This window comes from Brevundimonas sp. (genome assembly GCF_035626975.1).
Taxonomy (GTDB): Bacteria; Pseudomonadota; Alphaproteobacteria; order Caulobacterales; family Caulobacteraceae; genus Brevundimonas.
Genome location: NZ_DASPMQ010000026.1, coordinates 1 through 4,117 on the forward strand (window position 1 = coordinate 1; position 4,117 = coordinate 4,117).

The following is a 4,117-nucleotide window of genomic DNA, read 5'->3' on the forward strand; positions in this document are numbered from 1 at the left end:
GAGGGCCCCCGCTGTGCGCAGGAGACGGGGTTTGGCAACAGGTGATGTCGTTGATTGCGGGCGCTATTTGTCCGCTGAACCCGACTATAGATTCGCGGATTGTCAGCACAGCGTCATGACGCCGGCGCCGCCCCCTCCACCACGCTTCGCGCGGTCCCCCTCCCCATCTGCAATGGGGAGGTGAGGCTGGGGTTTCACCTCCCCACCCCGTGGGGAGGTGGCCGGGCCGCGATCAGCGGGCCGGACGGAGGGGGCGGCGCGGGCGGCGACCCGTTGTTCGCTCATCACTTCAGGGCGGCGAGGGCGTCGGCCGGTTCTTCGCTCATCGCTTCAGGGCGGCGCCCCCTCCACCGCGCTTCGCGCGGTCCCCATCGCTTTGCGACACGGAGGAGACAAGAGGCCTTACCCCTTGACCCGCCAGGTGGCGCCCTGGGGGCCGTCCATGACCACGACGTGGAGCGCGTTGAGACGGTCGCGGATGCGGTCGGCCTCGGGCCAGTCCTTCGCCGCGCGGGCGGCGGCGCGCTGTTCCAGCAGGGCCTCGACCTCGGTGCGGAGGGCGTCGGACACCTCGCCTTCCAGCCAGGCGGCCGGGTCGGCCTGAAGCACGCCGAGAATGGCGGCGGCCGCGATCATTTCGCCCTTGGCGCGGGCGACCACGCCGTGATCGCCGGCCGTCATGGCCCGCTCGATCTCGCTGGACAGGGCGAACAGGGTCGCCATGGCTCCCGGGGTGTTGATGTCGTCCTCGATGGCCTTGAGGAAGTCCTCCGGCGGCTCGTCGCCGTTGGCCTCGACCGCGGCGGCGCGGTGCAGGGCGCCGTACAGGCGGTCCAGCGCCTTGCGGCTCTGGTCGAGCAGCGACTGGTTCCAGTCCAGCGGCTGGCGATAGTGGGCGCTCAGCAAGGCCCAGCGCACCACCTCGCCCGGTGTCGCCTGGACTAGGTCGTGCAGCAGCAGGACGTTGCCGATCGACTTGGACATCTTCTCGGCGTCCACGGTCAGGAAGCCGTTGTGCATCCAGTAGCGGCTGTATTCGGCATGGGCCGCGGGGTGATGGGCGTGACCGTGGGCGCAGACGCCCTGGGCGATCTCGTTCTCATGGTGCGGGAACACCAGATCGATGCCGCCGCCGTGGATGTCGATCGGCAGGCCCAGCGCCTGTTCGATCATGGCCGAGCACTCGATATGCCAGCCGGGACGGCCCTCGCCCCACGGCGACGGCCATGACGGCTCGCCCTCTTTCGAGGGCTTCCACAGCACGAAGTCGTGGGGGTTCTTCTTGTAGGGCGCGACCTCGACCCGGGCGCCGGCGATCATGTCGTCGAGGTTGCGGCCCGACAGGCGGCCGTAGGCCTCGTAGGACGAGACGTCGAACAGGACATGGCCCTCGGCGGCGTAGGCGCAGCCCTGGTCCATGATCGCGCCGATCTGGGCGACGATGGCGTCCATATGGTCGGTGACATGGGGGGCGAGGTCCGGCGGCGAGACGTTCAGCCGGGCCATGTCCTCCAGATAGGCGGCCTCGTAACGCGACGTGACCTCGCCGATCGGCGTGCCTTCCTTCGCCGCCTTCGCGTTGATCTTGTCGTCCACGTCGGTGACGTTGCGGGCGTAGACCACGGCGTCGGGCCCGTACGTCCGGCGCAGCAGCCGCACCAGCACGTCGAACACCACCGGCGGCCTCGCATTGCCGATATGGGCGTAGTCATAGACCGTGGGGCCGCAGACATAGAGGGTCACCCGGCCCGGATCGCGCGGCTCGAACACGCGCTTTTCGCGGTGCAGGGTGTCGTGAATGGTCAGCGGCATAGGGCAGCAGGCGCCTTGAGTTTTCTTGCGATACGGAAGGGATCGCCCATATAGCCCGCTTGCCGCATACTCGACAGTATGCCGGTCGAGAATAAAGGGAGAGCGGCGCGCGTCCTTCCGGTGGCCTTCGCCCCGGCGCTACTTCGTCGCTTCAGAGATCGAGAATGAGCGTCACCCCCGTCAAGCCCGTCCTGATCGGCGACAACGACGAATCCCGCCGCCCGTCGCGGGAGGAGGCCCTGAAGGCCGTGCGGACCCTGCTGGCCTGGGCCGGCGACGATCCGGACCGCCCCGGCCTGATCGACACGCCCAAGCGGGTGGTCGACGCCTATGGCGAATGGTTCGACGGCTATGACGCCGATGTCGAGAAGGAGCTGTCGCGCACCTTCGAGGACGTCCAGGGCTATGACGACATGGTCCTGCTGCGCGACATCGAGGTCGAGAGCCACTGCGAGCACCATATGGCTCCGTTCCTGGGCAAGGCCTATGTCGCCTACATCCCGAACGAGAAGGTCGTCGGCATCTCCAAGCTGGCGCGGGTGGTCGAAATCTTCTCGCGCCGCCTGCAGACCCAGGAAACCCTGACCCAGCTGATCGCCGACGCCATCGAATCACATCTGCAGCCCGCCGGCGTCGCCGTGCTGATCGACGCCGAGCACCAGTGCATGACCACGCGCGGCGTGCACCACCGCCACGTTTCGACCATCACCACCCGCTTCACTGGCGACTTCAAGTCCGATAGCGCGCTGAAGGACCGGTTCCTGAAGCTCGCGCAAGGACGCTAATTGGGGCTGAAACGACTCGCCTCCGAGGCGTAAAGTGAAGGCGGAACCCTCGATGGAACCCTCTTCGCCCTGAACCCGCTTTACAAGCCGGGCCGGGGACGCCAAGAGACGGTCCGAAGCTTTCAGCGTCGCTCGCCGCCTGTCGCGCCGGGCCTGATGGAGAACCAGCGGATGGCCGCAAAACTTTCCGGACCCGGTGGCGGCAAGGCCCACACCATTGAGCAGAACGCCGACATCAACGTCACGCCGTTCGTCGACATCATGCTGGTGCTGCTGATCATCTTCATGGTCGCGGCGCCCATGGCCACCGTGTCGATCCGCCTCGACCTGCCGCCGGCGGTGCCGCCGCCCCCGGGCACGCCGCCGAAGGAACCGGTCTACATCACCATCCAGGAATCCGGCTCGATCTACATCGCCACCACGCAAACCACGATCCCGACCCTCGCCACCGACGTCTGCGCCGCGCTCGGCGGCGGCGATCCGGCCTGCAAGGACGAGCGCGTGTTCGTCCGCGCCGATGCGGAAGTCACCTACAACCAGTTCATGGAAGTCATGAACGAGCTGCAGTCGAAGGGCTTCTTCAAGGTCGGCCTGCTCAACGAAGACATCGAATAGGGGTCGTCCCCGTTCGACCGATCAAGGGCCGCGTCCTTCGGGACGCGGCCTTTTTTCATGGCCGCGATCCGGCCTTCCCGGAGCCGCACAAATGTCGCGGGGCAAGCTCGACATCAGCGGGCGCCGGCGCGACCTCGCCCCGGGCGACAGGGAGGACGACAATGGGAACCAGACTTTCGGGCGCCGCGGGTCAGGCCGGCGACGCCGTGCGGCACAACGCCGAGATCAACGTCACGCCGTTCGTCGACATCATGCTGGTGTTGCTGATCATCTTCATGGTCGCCGCGCCGATGGCCACGGTGTCGATGAAGCTGGACCTGCCCCCGCCGCAGGAGCCGCAGACGCCGCAGACGCCGCAGAAGGAGCCGGTCTACATCACCGTGCAGGAGTCGGACTCGCTGTTCGTCGCCGACCGCCAGACCTCGCTGGCCGCCCTGCCCGCCGACGTCTGCGCGGCTCTCGGCGGCGGCGACTGCCGGAACCAGCGGATCTTTGTCCGGGCCGAGCCCGAGGTGTCCTACGACCGGTTCATGACCGTCATGAACGGCCTGTACGCCAACGGCTTCACCCAGGTAGGCCTGCTCAACGAGGATATCGAATAGGCGCGGCGTCCTTCCTTCTTTCGTCATCCCGGGGGCGCGAAGCGAACCCCGGGACAGGGCGACGCCGAAGGCGACCTGTTCAGGCAGGCTGTTTTAGCAGAAGCGTTCCCGACAGCTTCGCGCTCACGCGCGCCGCCTTGTCCCGGGGTCTGCGCGGCTGCGCCGCTTGCCCCGGGATGACGAAAGCTGAGAAAATTACTGCACCGACTGGCGCGGCCGTTCCGGGGCCGGGGGAGACGCGGCGGCCGGCTGGTAGGGCCGCTCGCCGGCCGGCTCGGCCTGGGCCGGCGCGGGCGACGGCGC

The 4,117-nt window shown here is 67.8% G+C and carries 4 protein-coding genes; 3 read left to right on the forward strand and 1 reads right to left on the reverse strand.

Features of this window, described 5'->3' with window-relative positions:
- Positions 1-402 precede the first annotated feature (402 nt).
- Positions 403-1,812: a cysteine--tRNA ligase gene (gene cysS / locus VEB62_RS07130; protein WP_324797345.1), complete on the reverse strand. Its 1,410-nt coding sequence runs from the start codon at positions 1,810-1,812 to the stop codon at positions 403-405.
- A 164-nt stretch (positions 1,813-1,976) separates the two neighbouring features.
- Between cysS and folE the strand changes: the two genes are divergently transcribed.
- The 3 genes from folE to VEB62_RS07145 all read left to right on the forward strand — a co-directional run bounded on the left by folE (position 1,977) and on the right by VEB62_RS07145 (position 3,814).
- Positions 1,977-2,597: a GTP cyclohydrolase I FolE gene (gene folE / locus VEB62_RS07135; protein ID WP_324797348.1), complete on the forward strand. Its 621-nt coding sequence runs from the start codon at positions 1,977-1,979 to the stop codon at positions 2,595-2,597.
- 171 nt (positions 2,598-2,768) lie between these two features.
- Entirely contained in the window at positions 2,769-3,212 is a 444-nt protein-coding gene (locus VEB62_RS07140; protein ID WP_324797349.1) for a biopolymer transporter ExbD, read from the forward strand.
- Positions 3,213-3,373: 161 nt separating this feature from the next.
- The gene (locus tag VEB62_RS07145) at positions 3,374-3,814 is read left to right on the forward strand and encodes a biopolymer transporter ExbD (RefSeq protein ID WP_324797352.1); all 441 of its coding nucleotides are present in this window, start codon (positions 3,374-3,376) and stop codon (positions 3,812-3,814) included.
- Positions 3,815-4,117 lie beyond the last annotated feature (303 nt).